Origin of the sequence: Streptomyces incanus, from assembly GCF_042656345.1 — a bacterium.
Taxonomy (GTDB): Bacteria; Actinomycetota; Actinomycetes; order Streptomycetales; family Streptomycetaceae; genus Streptomyces; species Streptomyces incanus.
The window spans coordinates 43,252-58,380 of sequence record NZ_JBHSPC010000124.1 but is presented as its reverse complement, the minus strand read 5'-3'; the positions used below and the strand labels follow the sequence as shown (position 1 = coordinate 58,380).

The following is a 15,129-nucleotide window of genomic DNA, read 5'->3' as shown; positions in this document are numbered from 1 at the left end:
CCATCACCGCCGAGGGGCTACCCCGCCATACCCATCTGACCGTTGAGTTTTCCGGTCAGAAAGCTCGTAGCGAAACCGTTGCCGTTCCGTCGGCTGTCCCTCACGGCGAGCGCATAGTGTGTGGTGCCGTTCCCGGTGGTCATGCGAGGGGTCCGGACTCCGCTCGAGTCCAGGATGCGAGCACGGCCGATGCACCAAGTTCGTCCACATCAGGGGGAGTCACATCATGCGATCCATACGGCCGTCGTCCACCACTCGCCGAGGCGGGAGGCCGCGCCGCAAGACCTCCCCCGTACTGACCGCCGTCGCACTCGCCTCGGTACTCGCGCTCACCGCGACCGCCTGTGATTCGGGGGGCGACACAGCGGACGACGAAGCCTCCGCGACCGCCGCGGCCGGGGACGGCAAGATCCAGATCCCGGCCGACATCGCGGACCGGCTCAAGGAGCACGGGATCGATGTCGACAAGTGGAGGAACGGCGAATGGAAGAACTGGGACAAGGACGACTGGCTGCGTGAGGCCAACGACTACATCAACCCGATCATCGAGGACCTGTGGGACCCGGACCGCATGCGGGACGCCGAGCAGCCGGACCCGGAGGTCCACGAGAGCGACATCTCCGGTGACCAGGGCGTGACGGACCCGACGCCGGAGCCGGTGCAGGCGCAGGCGGTGCCACCGTCGTACCACGACAACGCGCCCACGGCGGGCAAGGTGTTCTTCGACTCCCCGGAGGGCACGATGGTGTGCTCCGCGACCGTGGTGCAGGACCCCGCCGACCCGGGCAAGTCCAACATGGTGTGGACGGCCGGACACTGCGTGCACGCCGGCAAGAAGGGCGGCTGGTACCGCAACATCGTCTTCGTTCCGTCGTACAACGACGCGGGAAGGCCGACCAGTGAACTCGAAGGCGCCGCCAAGGACGAGGTCGCTCCGCACGGCGTCTGGTGGGGTGACTGGGCGCAGACCTCCGACCAGTGGATCGAGCAGGGCGGTGCGACCGGCGGTGACGGCGCCCCGTACGACTTCGCCGTCATCCATGTGACGCCGGAGAAGGACGGCGACGGCAAGTCGCTGGAGGAGACGGTCGGTTCGGCGCTGCCGGTGGACTTCCAGGCTCCCGCCGCACCGGACGTGGAAAGCCTGACCGCGACCGGCTACCCGGCCGGCGCGCCGTACGACGGCCAGAAGCTGTTCAGCTGCGAGGACCGGCCGGGCCGGCTCTCGCTCAGTGCCTCCGACCCGACGATGTACCGCATCGGCTGCAGCATGACCGCCGGTTCGTCCGGCGGCGGCTGGGTCGCGGAGGGCTCCGACGGCAAGCCGGCGCTGGTGTCCAACACCTCCATCGGCCCGGTGACGTCGGGCTGGCTCGCCGGCCCGCGACTGGGGGACGAGGCCAAGGGCGTGTACAAGGCGGTCAGCGACAAGTTCGCCGACCAGTGACCGTCGGCCGCTTCGGCAGCGGCGCTTCCGTTCCCACGGGCCCCGCCCGGGCGGGAACGGAAGCGCGGTAACGGCACACGGGCGGCGGCGCCGACAGCACTAATCCGCCGGCCCGCCCGTGCGCCCTCCACGCCCAACAGCAGGACACTCATTCGTAGCACCGGGGGGCATCGCACCATGCGCTCCATACGTACGTCCGCTCCACGCCGGCGGGGCCGTCGCAGTACCCCCGCCGCCACCGGGCTCGTCGCCGCCCTGGCGCTCACCGCGACCGCGTGCGGCGGTTCCACCGACGACAAGGCCGATCCGAAGAAGCCCGGTTTTGGCGCCTCGCAGGCCGCGGACGGCGGGGCCGGCAAGGCCCAGATCCCGGCCGGCATCGCGGACAACCTCGAGGAACACGGGATCGATGTCGACAAGTGGAAGGCCGGCGGCTGGCAGGACTGGGACAAGGGCAAGTGGCTCAGTGAGGCCGGGAACTACGTCAACCCGGTGATCGAGGGCCTGTGGAAGCCGGAGCGGATGCGTTCCGCCGAGGAGGCCGACAAGACCCTCTCGACCAAGGACGCGACCGTCGCCCAGGGCGTCGGCGACCCGGAGCCGGGACCGGTTGAGGCGCAGGCCGAGCAGACGCCGTACCACGCCAACGCGGCCCCGGTCGGCAAGGTCTTCTTCGACTCCCCCGAGGGCACGAGCGTCTGCTCCGGCACGGTCGTCAAGGACGTGAACCACCCGGGCAGGTCCAACCTCGTCCGGACCGCCGGTCACTGCGTGCACGCGGGCGGCGACGGCGGCTGGTACCGCAACATCGTCTTCGTCCCCGCGTACAACGACCTGGGCAGGTCCGAGGCGGAGTTGAGCAACGCGAACGCCTCGGAGATCGCCCCGTACGGCAACTGGTGGGCGGACCGGGCCTCGACCTCCACCGGCTGGATCGAGGGCGGCGTGCAGACCGGTGGCGCCGGAGCACCGTACGACTACGCCGTCCTGCACGTGAAGCCGGAGCAGGGGGACAAGTCCCTGGAGGAGACGGTCGGTACCGCCCTGGCCGTGGACTTCTCGGCCCCGTCCGCGGCCGGGGCGGGCCGGACAGGTGCCTGGGGATACCCGGCGGCGGCGCCCTACAACGGACTGCGGACGTTCAAGTGCCTGGACGCTCCGGGCCGGTTCTCGCTCGCCTCGGATCTGCCCTCGATGCACCGCATCGGCTGCACCATGACCGGTGGTTCGTCCGGTGGCGGCTGGTTCCGGGTGGTGGACGGCGAGACCGTGCTGATGTCGAACACCTCGATCGGCCCGATCGACAACACCTGGCTCGCGGGCCCGCAGTTGGGCCGGGACGCCGAAGCGCTGTACCAGAACATGAGCAGGACCTACGGCGACCGGTGATCACGGCGGTATGTGATCACGGCGTTCACTGATCCGGGCACGCCGACGGCCCGCTCCCTGCCATGAGCAGAGGGCGGGCCGTCTCCGTCGCGTGCGAAACCGCGGGCCGTGGGCTCAGCCGGCGGTCGGCGTGGGCACGAACGGCGTGAGCTCCGCCGCCAGTTCCTCGTGCACCCGCACCTTGAGCAGGGTGCCCTCCGGGGTGTGCTCCTCGGAGATCACCTCGCCCTCGTCGTGGGCGCGGGCGACCAGCTTGCCGTGGGTGTACGGCACGAGCGCTTCGATCTCGACGGCCGGGCGGGGCAGATCGTTGTCGAGGAGGGCGAGCAGTTCGTCGATGCCCTGGCCGGTCCGGGCGGAGACCGCGATGGAGCGCTTCTCCTCCCGCAGCAGCCGCTGGAGCGTGAGCGGGTCCGCCGCGTCGGCCTTGTTGATCACGACGATCTCGGGTACGTCGGTGGCGCCGACGTCCCTGATCACCTCGCGCACGGCGGCCAGCTGCTCCTCCGGGACGGGGTGCGAACCGTCCACCACGTGCAGGATCAGATCGGCGTCACCGACCTCCTCCATCGTGGAGCGGAACGCCTCGACGAGGTGGTGCGGCAGGTGCCGGACAAAGCCGACGGTGTCGGCCAGCGTGTACAGCCGTCCACCCGGCGTCTCGGCCCGGCGCACGGTCGGGTCGAGGGTCGCGAACAGGGCGTTCTCGACCAGGACGCCCGCGCCCGTGAGGCGGTTGAGCAGGGAGGACTTGCCGGCGTTGGTGTAGCCCGCGATGGCGACGGACGGCACCTTGTGGCGCCTGCGCTCCTGGCGCTTGATGTCGCGGCCGGTCTTCATCTCCGCGATCTCCCGGCGCATTTTCGCCATCTTCTCGCGGATCCGGCGCCGGTCGGTCTCGATCTTGGTCTCACCGGGGCCACGGGTGGCGAGTCCGCCGCCCGAGCCGCCGCCCATCTGCCGGGACAGCGACTGGCCCCAGCCGCGCAGCCTCGGCAGCATGTACTGCATCTGCGCGAGCGCGACCTGCGCCTTGCCCTCACGGGACTTGGCGTGCTGGGCGAAGATGTCCAGGATCAGAGCCGTACGGTCGATGACCTTGACCTTGACGACGTCCTCGAGATGGATCAGCTGGCCGGGGCTCAGCTCACCGTCGCAGACGACCGTGTCCGCGCCCGTTTCGAGCACGATGTCACGCAGCTCCTGGGCCTTGCCGGAACCGATGAAGGTCGCCGCGTCGGGCTTGTCGCGGCGCTGGGTCACGCCGTCGAGCACGAGGGCGCCCGCCGTCTCCGCCAGGGCGGCGAGCTCCGCGAGGGAGTTCTCCGCGTCCTGCACGGTTCCCGACGTCCACACGCCGACGAGTACGACGCGCTCCAGGCGGAGCTGCCGGTACTCGACCTCGGTGACGTCCTCGAGCTCGGTGGAGAGGCCGGCGACGCGGCGCAGGGCCGCGCGCTCGGAGCGGTCGAGCTGGTCGCCGTCCCGCTCTCCGTCGATCTCGAGGCTCCAGGCGACGTCCGCTTCCATCAGGGCATCGGCCCGGAGGCCCTCGGGGTAGGTCCGCGCGAAGCGCTTGGTGTCCTGGGAAGGGGAAGAAGAGGAGGTCATTGGGTCCTTACGTCGATACGTCGATGGGGGATCGCAGGGGTGACGGAGTACGCCCGTCGCCTTTCACAACGCACGAGCCTCCCGGGAGATTCCCGTGACCCGTGCGGCGGCGTCCTGACGATGGTGGCACGACACGGCACGTCTCGTCACCGTGTTTGTTCCCGGCTCACGCCCGGTCGATGCACGGCCGGGCCGGAACGTCCCGTGGGCTGTGATGCGGACGCGGGGGCCGTGGGCCTGTGGGCCGTGAACTTGTAGGCCGTGGACTTGTCCGGTGCCTGCGTCGTGGACTTCCAGTCCGGATGGCCGGGCATCGGCGGGGTCTTCACGTCGTAGAGCCAGGCGTTCAGGAATCCGCTCAGGTCGCGTCCCGCGATGTCGGAGGCGAGCCGGACGAAGTCGGCGGTGGAGGCCGTGCCGTCCCGGTGCTGGGTCACCCAGCGCCGTTCCAGGCGGTCGAACGCGGTGCGGCCGATCTCCTCACGGAGGGCGTACAGCACGAGCGCGGCACCGTCGTAGACGATCGGCCGGAAGATGCTGATCTTCTGGCCGGGCTGCGGAACCTCGGGAGCGGCGGGTGGTCCGCCCGCCGCGCGCCAGCGGTCGGAGGCCGCGTAGGCGTCCTTCATCCGGGTTTCCAGGGACCGGCCGGCCTTCTCCTGCGCGTACAGCGCCTCGTACCAGGTGGCATGGCCCTCGTTGAGCCACAGGTCGGACCAGGTGCTGGGGCTGACGCTGTTGCCGAACCACTGGTGGGCGAGCTCATGCACCATGATCGACTCGATGTACCCCGCGGGGTAGGCCGGATCCGTGAAGAGTTCCCGTTCGAAGAGGGACAGCGTCTGGGTCTCGAGTTCGAAGCCGGTGGAGACGTCGGCCATGAGCAGGCCGTACGTCTCGAAGGGGTAGCGGCCGACCCTGTCCTCCATCCAGGCGATCTGGTCCGGGGTCTTCGCCAGCCACGGCTCGAGCTGTTCGCGGTGGGCCGTGGGGACGACGTCGCGCAGCGGCAGCCCCTGCGGGCCGGTGCGGTGCAGGACCGTGGAACGGCCGATGGACACCTGGGCGAGTTCGGTGGCCATGGGATGCCGGGTGCGGTACGTCCAGGTCGTCGTCGCCGCGCGCGTGCGGACGACATGGATCGGCAGGCCGTTGGCGACGGCCCTGTGACCGTCGGGGGCGGTGATGCGGAAGGTGAAGAAAGCCTTGTCGGACGGGTGGTCGTTGCACGGGAAGACCAGGTGCGCGGCGTCGGCCTGGTTGGCCATGGCGAGACCGTCCGCGGTGCGCACCCAGCCGCCGTCGCGGCCGTCGGCGGCCACCGGATCGCTGGTGTGACGCACGGTGATACGGGTCCGTTCGCCGGCGTCCAGGCCGCCCACGGGCGTGATCACGAGGTCCTCACCGGCGGTGGTGAAGGTGGCGGGGACGCCGTCGACCTCGACCGAATGGACCGTGCCGTGGGCGAAGTCGAGGTTGATCCGGTCCAGGTCCGTGGTCGTCCGGGCGTCGATCCTCGTAGTGGCCTGCAGCGGTGTGTCGTTGGTGCCGGAGTAGCTGAAGGAGAGGTGGTACGACGCCACGTCGTACCCGGGGTTGCCCAGGTGCGGGAAGAGACGGTCGCCGATGCCCAGCGGCGTGGCGGGGGCGCTCGCGGCGAGGAGGCAGACGGAAACGGCCGACGCGAGCAGCGCCGCGGACGTCCGCCGACGGCGGCCCCAGGGGATCGGCGTGCGGACGACCGGTACGGGGACGGCCGGTGCGAGAGCGGCCGGATGGCCGGAGGCCGGGCCGTGCGTGGCGGGACGTTCGGAGGCCGGTTCGGGGACGGCCGGGCCGTGGGGAGTGCGCAGCATGGGCCCACGGCTATCAGCGCGCGCGTACGCGGTTACGGCGGCGCGCTCCCGGCCCACCCGATCGGGTGGGCCGATGGCCGAGCGGATGCCCGACGAGGTCCCCGGCCGGGTGGCGCCCCGCGCGCCCCGCTGTCAGGTGCCCTGGGTCTGCGGCTTGGCCCGGCTCACGTCGTAGACACCCGCCACCTTGCGCATCGCGCGCATGAGGGCGGGCAGGTGGGCGGCGTCCGGCAGCTGCACGGTGTACGTGTGCCGCACCTGCTGATGGGTCGGGGGTTCGACGGTCGCGGAGACGATCTCGGCGCCTTCGACGGCCATGGCCTCGGTGAGGTCGGCGAGCAGATGGGGGCGGACGAACGATTCGGCGACCAGGGTGACCCGGCATTCGGTGCCCTCCCCCCAGCGCACGCCGACCTCCGCACGCCCCGCGCTTTTCATGCGTGCCGCGGTGGCGCACTCGACCCGGTGCACGGCGACCGCTTCCCCGCGCACGGCGAATCCGGTCACCTCGTCGGGCGGTACGGGCGTACAGCAGCCGGCGAGCCGTACCGTCGCGCCGGGCCGGTCAGCCAGGACCTGGGCCCCGCCGAAAGAGCCGGACCCCGCCCCGGGAGCCGGTGCGGCGGCGGACCCGCCCGCGGCGGGACGCGTGGCCGCCTGGGCTTCCTCGGACCCGGCCCGGTCGCCCTCGGACTGATCGGCGGGATCGACGGGGGGCGCGGGGTGGGCGGTCAGCCACCGCTGAATGGCGATCCGGGCGGCCGGGGTGTGGGCGTGCTCCAGCCACTCCCTGGAGGGCTCGGAGGCAGGGTCCTGGCCCATCAGGAGCTGGACGGTGTCCCCGTCCTTCAGCACGGTGCGCAGCGTCGCCAGGCGGCCGTTGACGCGGGCGCCGATGCACGCGTGCGCGTCCTCGCCGTACTGCGCGTATGCGGCGTCCACACAGGTCGCCCCCTCGGGCAGGCCGATCGTGCCACCGTCCGGGCGGAACACGGTGATCTCGCGGTCCTGGGCGAGGTCCTCGCGCAGCGTGGACCAGAAAGTGTCGGGATCGGGCGCGCCGCGCTGCCACTCCAGGAGCCGGGAGAGCCAGCCGGGCCGGGTCGGGTCGACGCGTTCGCCGTCGCTCGTCGACTGCTCCTCCCCCGGGGCGGCATAGGGGTTGCCGAGGGCGACGACACCTGCCTCGGCGACCTTGTGCATCAGGTGCGTACGGATGAGGACTTCGACGACTTGGCCGTCGTCGCGCGCGACGGCGGTGTGCAGCGACTGGTACAGGTTGAACTTGGGTACCGCGATGAAGTCCTTGAACTCCGAGACGACGGGTGTCATGCAGGTGTGCAGCTCGCCCAGGACGCCGTAGCAGTCGGCGTCCTCGTTCACCAGCACCAGCAGCCGGCCGAAGTCGGCGCCGCGCAGCCGGCCGCGTTTGCGGGACACGCGGTGCACGGAGACGAAGTGGCGGGGGCGGATGAGGACCTCGGCGGCGAGGTCCGCCTCGCGCAGTACCTTGCGCACCTCGTCGGCGACCTCGGCGAGAGGGTCGTCCGCGCGGGAGGCGTTGCGGATGATCAGCTCGCGCGTGTGCTTGTTCTCCTCGGGATGCAGGATCGCGAAGACCAGGTCCTCGAGTTCCGTCTTGAGCGCCTGGACGCCGAGCCGTTCGGCGAGCGGGATGAGGACGTCCCGGGTCACCTTGGCGATGCGTTCCTGCTTCTCGGGGCGCATCACCCCGAGGGTGCGCATGTTGTGCAGCCGGTCGGCGAGTTTGATCGACATCACGCGGACGTCGTTGCCGGTGGCGACCAGCATCTTGCGGAAGGTCTCGGGCTCGGCCGCGGCACCGTAGTCGACCTTCTCGAGCTTGGTGACGCCGTCGACGAGGTAGCACACCTCCTCGCCGAACTGCTCGCGGACCTGATCGAGCGTCACATCCGTGTCCTCGACGGTGTCGTGAAGCAAGGAGGCCGTCAAGGTCGTGGTCTCGGCGCCGAGTTCGGCGAGGATGAGGGTCACGGCGAGCGGATGGGTGATGTACGGCTCGCCGCTCTTGCGCATCTGCCCCCGGTGCGAGGACTCAGCCAGGAGATAGGCGCGGCGCAGGGGGTCGAGATCGGCGTCGGGATGGTGGGCGCGGTGGGCGTCGACCACATGGCCGATGGCGTCGGGGAGCCGGTCGCGGGAGGCGGGGCCGAGGAGCGCGGCGCGGCCCAGCCGACGCAGGTCGAGCCGGGAGCGTGCCTTCTTCCGTGTCCCTGTGGGCGTGACATGACCTGATGTCGCAGACCCTGATGTCACAGGATCTGGGGTCGCAGGTTTCGCGGCCTCCGCATTCATGGGCACCTCCGGCGGCGTTGACCGGCGGACGCATGCCCAGGGCGGACTCGGGCTCAGGAGACGGTGTTCGTCCCCCGTCCGGGCCGGTGCTTGATGCTACCGAGCCCAGCACGTGCGACCGACCGCCTCCCGCCGAGCGTGAAACGGATCACTCCTTCGAGCGAAGACCGTCACAGCGGCGATTTCACGCCATGGGACCAGAGGCGCGCCATGCTCTCGAAGCCGAACCGGGCCCCGCACCCCGCGAATGCGGTCGGCCGGCACGCGCTGCTCTTGGATGCCAAGCCGGTACCGGGCTCAGCGGGGCAGGTTCTCCAGCCACTCGCTCTCGATCACGCCCTCGGCGACGATCACCGCGGGTCCGGTCATCTCGATCTCCCCGTCGGGCCGTTCGGTGATCACCAGAGTGCCGCCGGGCACATCCACCGTGTACGTCGCCGGGGTTCCGGTGACTCGCGGGTCGACGCCGTCCCGGCGGGCCGCGGCCACGGCGACCGCGCAGGCGCCCGTACCGCACGAGCGGGTCTCGCCGGCCCCCCGCTCGTGGACGCGCAGAGCCACGTGCCGCGGGCCCCGGTCGGCCACGAACTCCACGTTGACGCCGTCCGGATAGACCGAGGCGGGGCTGAACGGGGGTGCGGTGAACAGGTCGCCGGCGTGGTCGAGGTCGTCCACGAAGGCCACGGCGTGCGGGTTGCCCATGTTCACGTTCCGCGCGGGCCAGCTGCGCCCGCCGACGCTCACGGTGACGTCGTCGCCGGGCAGCAGCGCCCGGCCCATGCCGACGGTGATGTCACCCGCGGCAAAGCCGCTGTCGGACACGGTCTTGGCGATGTGCACCGTCTTCACACCGCCGCGCGTGGCGATCGCGATGTCTCCCTCGGCCACATGTCCCGCACGCTGGAGGTAGCGCGCGAACACACGCACTCCGTTGCCGCACATCTCGGCGATCGAGCCGTCGCCGTTGCGGTAGTCCATGAACCACTCGGCCTCGGCCGCCAGGTGCCGCGCCTCGGGGTGCGCGGCGGACCGCACCACGTGCAGCAGCCCGTCGCCACCGATGCCCGCGCGGCGGTCGCAGAGGGCCGCGACGGAGGCGGGGGGCAGGTCGATGGCGTTCTCGGGGTCCGGAACGATCACGAAGTCGTTCTCGGTGCCGTGCCCCTTGAGGAAGGCGATCCGCGTGCTCATCCCTCGATCGTACGGGGTGCTCACGACACCGTGCCCCGGCCCTCGCAGCGCACGGGGTCGGTGAGGGGGCGGCCGTCAGCGGAGGCGGGCGACCCGCCAGACGGCCAGGGCCACCACCACCGCGACCAGGACGGCGTAGGCGATCACGACCCGCCAGTCGGGTCTGCGACCGGAGCTCCGGGCCGGCAGGCCGGGCCAGGTGTAGCCCACCCTGCGGGCGGCCATCATGCCCCAGCCGGCCGCGCAGGAGCAGATCAGCAGGCCCAGCATGGCGATCACGGCGCCGCTGTCGCCGAAGTCGAAGGCGAGCGGGAACGCGAACATCAGGGAGCCGATCGCGGCCAGGCCGACGATGGGTGCGAGCTGCCAGATGCGCAGCCGTCGCTGCGGGCGCAGCTCGACCTCGACCTCGTCGCCGCCCGCGAACATCTCGTCCGGCTCGGGGCCGTCGTCGGTCACTCCGCCCTGTGTCTCGTCCGGCCCGTCGGGGCTGAGACGGTCAGGGTCCTGCTCCGGTACACCCCGCTCGGTGGTGAGGTGTTCGGTGCCATGTGCGGTGTCGCGAGGGCCGGCCTCCATCGCCACGCGCCCTCCCAACTTGGACTCCACTTGGTCGATCGAAGCTCGATGATGGCACGGCGCCAGAGGCCCGGATGACGGCCTGGGCGTCCCGATGCCATGACGTGATCAGGCTGTAACCGGTCGTTCGACCAACGACAGCGCGAGCTGCGGAAGTTCCGTCAGGTCCGCCGCGGCCCCACTCAACCAATGCACCCGCGGGTCGCGCCTGAACCATGAATCCTGACGGCGCGCGAAGCGCTTGGTGGCGCGGACGGTCTCGGACCGCGCGTCCTCCAGGGTGCACTCTCCGGCGAGCGCGGCGAGCACCTGCTGGTAGCCGAGCGCGCGCGAGGCCGTACGCCCCTCGCGCAACCCCTGCGCCTCCAGTGCGCGCACTTCGTCCACGAGCCCCGCGTCCCACATCCGGTCGACCCGGCCGGCGATCCTCTCGTCCAGCTCGGGGCGGGCGACGTCGACACCGATCTGGAGGGTGTCGTAGACCGAGTCATGGCCGGGGAGGTTGGCGGTAAAGGGCAGGCCGGTGATCTCGATCACTTCGAGCGCCCGGACGATACGGCGGCCGTTGCTCGGCAGGATGGCCCGCGCGGCCTCGGGGTCGGCGGCGGCGAGGCGGGCGTGCAGCGCGCCGGATCCGCGCAGCGTGAGTTCGCCCTCCAGGCGCGACCGTACGGCGGGGTCGGTGCCCGGGAACTCGAGATGGTCGACGGCCCCGCGGACGTAGAGGCCGGAGCCCCCGACCAGCACGGGCCAGCGCCCGGCGGTGAGCAGGGCGTCGATCCGCTCCCGGGCGAGGCGCTGGTACTCGGCGACGGACGCGGTGACGGTCACGTCCCAGACGTCCAGGAGGTGGTGCGGGATTCCCCCGCGCTCCTCGGGCGCCAGCTTGGCGGTTCCGATGTCCATCCCCCGGTAGAGCTGCATGGAGTCGGCGTTGACTACTTCACCGCCAAGCTCTCGGGCCAGGAAAACGCCCAGATCGGACTTTCCGGCTGCGGTGGGGCCGACGACGGCGATGACCCGGGGGGTGGGGGGTGTGCTGCTCACCGGTCCAGTCTCGCAAACCTTGCAGTCGGCCCTCCAGCGAGTTGTGTGACGCGACGGGCGCGGGGCTGCGCTCGTGTTCGGGTTTCGGCCACGGAAGGACCGTGCAGCAGGGCGGGGCCACGTCCGCGCGAGTACCGTATGGAGTGGATATGGGAGTTTTTGTACATGAGTGCGCGCGAGCCGCACCGCGAGGGAAGGTGGACCATGGGTCTCCTGGACAACATGAAGGCCAGGCTGGGGCCTGCCAAGGACAAGGTCTCGGACCTCGCGCAGCAGCACGGGGGCAAGATCCAGCACGGGCTGGACAAGGCCGCGAAGACCGCCGACGAGCGGACCAAGGGCAAGTACAGCGACAGGATCCAGAAGGGCACCGGCAAGGCCAAGCACGCCATGGACCGGCTCGCCCACAAGAACGAAGCCGGTCCGGACGCGGGGGGCACCACTCCCCCGGCGGGACCGCCGCCCGCTCACTGAGCACTGAGCACTGGATCGGCATGAGGCCGGGAACGCACATCACGCATGGCGCTCCCGGCCTTCGTCCGTTCCGGGCCGCCCGAGGTGCCGGGCGGGCGTCGCACAGGAACCGGCTCCTACGACCAGGTCGCCACCATGTAGCCCACCCCGTACGGAGCGTCCTCGTACAGCAGCGTGCCCCGCAGAGCGGTCCCTGCGGCTTCGGCCGCCCCCGCCAGGACCTGCCAGGGTGCCCGGCCGGACGCCTTGAGTTCGCGCGCCAGGCCGCCGTCCAGCGCCTGCAGGGCCACCGTGTCGGCCGCTCCCAGCGCCCGCGCGGCCGCCGCGTCGAAGGGCGCCGCCCGCTCGTCGAGGTAGCCCGGCGCCTTGAGCGTGCGGCAGGAGCTGCCGTCGCCCATCACCAGCAGCGCGACCCGCTCCGCCTCGGCGGCGATGTCCCGTCCCTGCTCGGCGCACCGCCCTGCTGCGAGGGACTCCCCCACGCCGAGTCCCTCGACGGGTGCGTTTGCCCATCCGGTCCGCTCCAGCAGCCAGGCGCCCACCGCGAGTGCACCGGGCAGTGCCCGGCCGGTCGACGTGTCCCGGTCCGCTCCGAGCCGTACGTCGAGGCCGACGCCGAAGCCGTGGAAGGACCCCGTGCTGCCCTCCGGGTAGCGCTCGAGCCCCACGTCGCCGCGCACCGGGCCGACCACCACCAGCAGGTCGGGCCGGGCGGCGGCGAGCACGCCGACCGCGTCCGTGCATGCGGCCCGCACGGTGTCCAGCTCGGGGGCGGCACCAGTGGCGACCTCGGGCACGAGCAGCGGCGGGCACGGGCAGACTGCGGCGGCGACAAGCATGATCAGCAGCCTACTGCTGCGGCCCGAGACGGCGTCCCCGTCTCACGGGGCGTCCGTGCTCCGGACGCGCTCCGCGAGGCAGTACCGCAGGTGGTAGGTGCCTGGTCCGCCCTTGATCTCCACGAAGTACGTGCCGTCGTCCACGCCGTACACCTCGCGACGCTGTTGCGGCAGGCCCCGCCGGACCCGTGCGTGCACGCCGTCTCGTACAGCCTGCAGCGCGCCTCGTCCCGCGTGCCTTCGGAACGTGCGATCGGCCGGGGTGCGTCCTCCAGCTCCTCCGCAACGACCCGATGAGCCATGCGCCCCGTCTCGGTCTGTCGCGGCCCGGTCAGTCGATGGCGCAGCCCCCGGTGGCCGCGGGCAGCGGCTCGGGCACGCCCACCGTGGGCAGGCCGAGCATGACACCCGCCCGCTCGACGGCCCCGGCGGCGTTGCGCTTCTCCCAGGCGTCGCCCGCGCGGGTGCGGCGCACGTCCAGGGTGGGGCCCTCGGCAAGGAGGTGGTGGGGGGCCGCGTACGTGATCTTGACGGTGACGACGTCGCCGGGACGGACCTCCTGCTCCGGCATGGTGAAGTGCACCAGACGGCTGTCCGGGGCGCGGCCGGAGAGACGGTGGGTGGCGCCGTCCTTGCGGCCCTCGCCCTCGGCCACCATCAGCTCCAGGGTTCGGCCGACCTGCTTCTTGTTCTCCTCCCAGGAGATCTCCTCCTGGAGGGCGACGAGCCGTTCGTAGCGCTCCTGGACGACCTTCTTGGGGATCTGGCCGTCCATCTCGGCGGCCGGGGTTCCCGGCCGCTTGGAGTACTGGAAGGTGAAGGCCTGGGCGAAACGGGCCTCGCGCACCACGTGCAGGGTCTGCTCGAAGTCCTCCTCGGTCTCGCCCGGGAAGCCCACGATGATGTCGGTGCTGATCGCCGCGTGCGGGATGGCGGCGCGGACCTTCTCGATGATGCCGAGGTAGCGCTCCTGCCGGTAGGAGCGGCGCATGGCCTTGAGGACCGTGTCCGAGCCGGACTGGAGCGGCATGTGGAGCTGCGGCATCGCGTTGGGGGTCTCGGCCATGGCGGCGATGACGTCGTCGGTGAAGTCGCGCGGGTGCGGGGAGGTGAAACGGACGCGCTCCAGACCCTTGATCGTCCCGCAGGCCCGCAGCAGCTTGCTGAACGCCTCCCGGTCACCGATGTCGGAGCCGTAGGCGTTGACGTTCTGGCCGAGCAGGGTGACCTCCGAGACGCCCTCGGCGACCAGCGCCTCGATCTCGGCGAGGATGTCCCCGGGACGCCGGTCCTTCTCCTTGCCGCGCAGCGCGGGGACGATGCAGAAGGTGCAGGTGTTGTTGCAGCCGACGGAGATGGACACCCAGGCCGCGTAGGCGCTCTCGCGGCGGGTCGGCAGCGTGGACGGGAATGCCTCCAGCGACTCGGCGATCTCGACCTGGGCCTCCTCCTGGACGCGGGCGCGCTCCAGGAGGACCGGCAGCTTGCCGATGTTGTGCGTGCCGAAGACGACGTCCACCCAGGGGGCCCGCTTCACGATGGTGTCGCGGTCCTTCTGCGCGAGGCAGCCGCCGACCGCGATCTGCATGCCGGGGCGCTGCGCCTTCCTGGGGGCGAGGTGGCCGAGGTTGCCGTAGAGCTTGTTGTCGGCGTTCTCGCGCACGGCGCAGGTGTTGAAGACGACGACGTCGGCGTCGCCGTCGGCGCCCTCGGGAGCGCGGACGTAGCCCGCGTCCTCCAGCAGCCCGGACAATCGCTCGGAGTCGTGGACGTTCATCTGGCACCCGTAGGTGCGTACTTCATAGGTGCGCGTGCCGCCCACTGACTGGCTCCGGTCGATGCTGCTCATGCCCTACAGGGTAGGCGGTCGCCACGACACCCCCGGGACTCCGTTCGGGATCGGGCTCGGGCCCGCGCCCGGGGCTCCGCTCAGGCCTCCGCCCGGGACTCCGTACCCGGCGTCCACCCCTGCCGGCGCAGCACCTCGGACACGTCGGGCGCCTCGTAGTGGTCCCCCTTGAGGACCTTGCCGTCGGCCCGGCGGGCGATCGTGCCGTCGGGGCCGCGCTTGCTCATGTTGGCGCGGTGGATCTCGGAGATCACCGCGTCGAGGTCGATGCCGTGGACGAGCGCCGTGCCGTAGGCGACGTAGACGACGTCGGCGAGTTCGTGCGCGAGCCGGTCGAGGGGTCCGTGCACCGCCACCTCCGCGACCTCGGCGGCCTCCTCGGCGAGCAGGTCGCCGCGGTGGGCGGCGAGCTCCGGTGGGACCTCGGTCGGTGTCTCGCGCGCGTCCAGCCCGAAGGCACGGTGGAACTCACGGACCAGGTGGGCGGGCGAAGAACTCATGCCATGACGG

Annotated in this window: 12 protein-coding genes; 3 read left to right on the top strand and 9 right to left on the bottom strand. The window is 71.4% G+C overall.

Annotation, left to right across the window (positions count from 1 at the left end; translation table 11 throughout):
* Positions 1–226: 226 nt before the first annotated feature.
* Positions 227–1,447: a trypsin-like serine peptidase gene (locus ACFP2V_RS33270; protein WP_381219003.1), complete on the top strand. Its 1,221-nt coding sequence runs from the start codon at positions 227–229 to the stop codon at positions 1,445–1,447.
* A gap of 177 nt (positions 1,448–1,624) precedes the next feature.
* Positions 1,625–2,836 carry a trypsin-like serine peptidase gene (locus ACFP2V_RS33265; RefSeq protein WP_381219002.1) on the top strand — a complete coding sequence of 404 codons (1,212 nt, stop codon included), beginning with the start codon at positions 1,625–1,627 and terminating at the stop codon, positions 2,834–2,836.
* A 114-nt stretch (positions 2,837–2,950) separates the two neighbouring features.
* On the opposite strand, the gene hflX is transcribed toward ACFP2V_RS33265, so the two are convergent.
* From hflX to miaA, 6 genes are all read right to left on the bottom strand, one after another.
* A complete protein-coding gene (hflX, locus tag ACFP2V_RS33260; protein WP_381219001.1) occupies positions 2,951–4,447 on the bottom strand; it encodes a GTPase HflX in 1,497 nt (498 codons plus the stop codon).
* 146 nt (positions 4,448–4,593) lie between these two features.
* A complete protein-coding gene (locus ACFP2V_RS33255) occupies positions 4,594–6,303 on the bottom strand; it encodes a M1 family metallopeptidase (RefSeq protein WP_381219000.1) in 1,710 nt (569 codons plus the stop codon).
* A 132-nt stretch (positions 6,304–6,435) separates the two neighbouring features.
* On the bottom strand, positions 6,436–8,640 hold the full coding sequence (locus ACFP2V_RS33250) for a RelA/SpoT family protein (RefSeq protein WP_381218999.1): 2,205 nt from the start codon (positions 8,638–8,640) through the stop codon (positions 6,436–6,438).
* Between the two features lie 297 nt (positions 8,641–8,937).
* Positions 8,938–9,831 (bottom strand): diaminopimelate epimerase, encoded by an 894-nt coding sequence (gene dapF / locus ACFP2V_RS33245; protein WP_381218998.1) that lies wholly within the window; start codon positions 9,829–9,831, stop codon positions 8,938–8,940.
* Positions 9,832–9,906: 75 nt separating this feature from the next.
* Positions 9,907–10,410, bottom strand: coding sequence for a hypothetical protein (locus ACFP2V_RS33240; RefSeq protein ID WP_381219006.1), 504 nt, complete (start codon positions 10,408–10,410; stop codon positions 9,907–9,909).
* A 108-nt stretch (positions 10,411–10,518) separates the two neighbouring features.
* Complete coding sequence (miaA, locus tag ACFP2V_RS33235; protein WP_381218997.1) at positions 10,519–11,457, bottom strand: tRNA (adenosine(37)-N6)-dimethylallyltransferase MiaA; 939 nt, start codon at positions 11,455–11,457, stop codon at positions 10,519–10,521.
* Between the two features lie 204 nt (positions 11,458–11,661).
* Between miaA and ACFP2V_RS33230 the strand changes: the two genes are divergently transcribed.
* Complete coding sequence (locus tag ACFP2V_RS33230; protein WP_381219005.1) at positions 11,662–11,931, top strand: antitoxin; 270 nt, start codon at positions 11,662–11,664, stop codon at positions 11,929–11,931.
* A 116-nt stretch (positions 11,932–12,047) separates the two neighbouring features.
* Here ACFP2V_RS33230 and ACFP2V_RS33225 read toward each other — a convergent pair whose 3' ends face one another.
* The 3 genes from ACFP2V_RS33225 to ACFP2V_RS33215 all read right to left on the bottom strand — a co-directional run bounded on the left by ACFP2V_RS33225 (position 12,048) and on the right by ACFP2V_RS33215 (position 15,119).
* Complete coding sequence (locus ACFP2V_RS33225) at positions 12,048–12,770, bottom strand: class III extradiol dioxygenase subunit B-like domain-containing protein (RefSeq protein WP_381218996.1); 723 nt, start codon at positions 12,768–12,770, stop codon at positions 12,048–12,050.
* Between the two features lie 331 nt (positions 12,771–13,101).
* A complete protein-coding gene (miaB, locus tag ACFP2V_RS33220; RefSeq protein ID WP_381218995.1) occupies positions 13,102–14,619 on the bottom strand; it encodes a tRNA (N6-isopentenyl adenosine(37)-C2)-methylthiotransferase MiaB in 1,518 nt (505 codons plus the stop codon).
* An 80-nt stretch (positions 14,620–14,699) separates the two neighbouring features.
* Positions 14,700–15,119, bottom strand: a complete 420-nt coding sequence (locus ACFP2V_RS33215; RefSeq protein ID WP_381218994.1) for a pyrophosphohydrolase domain-containing protein — start codon at positions 15,117–15,119, stop codon at positions 14,700–14,702.
* Positions 15,120–15,129 lie beyond the last annotated feature (10 nt).

Coding starts and splice junctions, on each gene's coding strand:
- ACFP2V_RS33230 (WP_381219005.1), top strand. CDS start 11,662: ATGGGTCTCCTGGACAACATGAAGGCCAGGCTGGGGCCTGCCAAGGAC.
- ACFP2V_RS33240 (WP_381219006.1), bottom strand. CDS start 10,410: ATGGAGGCCGGCCCTCGCGACACCGCACATGGCACCGAACACCTCACC.
- dapF (WP_381218998.1), bottom strand. CDS start 9,831: ATGAGCACGCGGATCGCCTTCCTCAAGGGGCACGGCACCGAGAACGAC.
- ACFP2V_RS33255 (WP_381219000.1), bottom strand. CDS start 6,303: ATGCTGCGCACTCCCCACGGCCCGGCCGTCCCCGAACCGGCCTCCGAA.
- miaB (WP_381218995.1), bottom strand. CDS start 14,619: ATGAGCAGCATCGACCGGAGCCAGTCAGTGGGCGGCACGCGCACCTAT.
- hflX (WP_381219001.1), bottom strand. CDS start 4,447: ATGACCTCCTCTTCTTCCCCTTCCCAGGACACCAAGCGCTTCGCGCGG.
- ACFP2V_RS33215 (WP_381218994.1), bottom strand. CDS start 15,119: ATGAGTTCTTCGCCCGCCCACCTGGTCCGTGAGTTCCACCGTGCCTTC.
- ACFP2V_RS33250 (WP_381218999.1), bottom strand. CDS start 8,640: ATGAATGCGGAGGCCGCGAAACCTGCGACCCCAGATCCTGTGACATCA.
- ACFP2V_RS33265 (WP_381219002.1), top strand. CDS start 1,625: ATGCGCTCCATACGTACGTCCGCTCCACGCCGGCGGGGCCGTCGCAGT.
- ACFP2V_RS33270 (WP_381219003.1), top strand. CDS start 227: ATGCGATCCATACGGCCGTCGTCCACCACTCGCCGAGGCGGGAGGCCG.
- ACFP2V_RS33225 (WP_381218996.1), bottom strand. CDS start 12,770: ATGCTTGTCGCCGCCGCAGTCTGCCCGTGCCCGCCGCTGCTCGTGCCC.